The following is a 373-nucleotide window of genomic DNA, read 5'->3' as shown; positions in this document are numbered from 1 at the left end:
GCCGGCACCATTTTTTAGAGCCATTAGCTCAGTTGGTAGAGCATCTGACTTTTAATCAGAGGGTCAGAGGTTCGAATCCTCTATGGCTCATAGCGGGTGTGGCGGAATTGGCAGACGCACTAGACTTAGGATCTAGCGCCGCAAGGCGTGGGGGTTCGACTCCCTTCACCCGCATTTTATTAATATGATTCAAGCATTTAATCTTGCAGAAGTAGTTCAGCGGTAGAATACAACCTTGCCAAGGTTGGGGTCGCGGGTTCGAATCCCGTCTTCTGCTCCATTATTTGCCGGGGTGGCGGAACTGGCAGACGCACAGGACTTAAAATCCTGCGGTAAGTGATTACCGTACCGGTTCGATTCCGGTCCTCGGCAC

The 373-nt window shown here is 51.5% G+C and carries 4 tRNA genes; all 4 read left to right on the top strand.

Annotated elements, in window-relative coordinates:
* Positions 1-17: 17 nt before the first annotated feature.
* The 4 genes from CD129_RS04945 (at position 18) to CD129_RS04930 (ending at position 372) form a co-directional block, all read left to right on the top strand.
* Positions 18-90, top strand: a tRNA-Lys gene (locus CD129_RS04945).
* Between the two features lie 2 nt (positions 91-92).
* Positions 93-174, top strand: a tRNA-Leu gene (locus CD129_RS04940).
* 31 nt (positions 175-205) lie between these two features.
* A tRNA-Gly gene (locus tag CD129_RS04935) sits at positions 206-280 on the top strand.
* Positions 281-286: 6 nt separating this feature from the next.
* Positions 287-372, top strand: a tRNA-Leu gene (locus CD129_RS04930).
* Position 373: the final 1 nt, after the last annotated feature.

Source organism: Mammaliicoccus fleurettii, assembly GCF_003970575.1.
GTDB lineage: Bacteria > Bacillota > Bacilli > Staphylococcales > Staphylococcaceae > Mammaliicoccus > Mammaliicoccus fleurettii.
The sequence above is the reverse complement of the archived record's forward strand: the minus strand, read 5'-3'. Positions and strand labels throughout refer to the sequence as shown.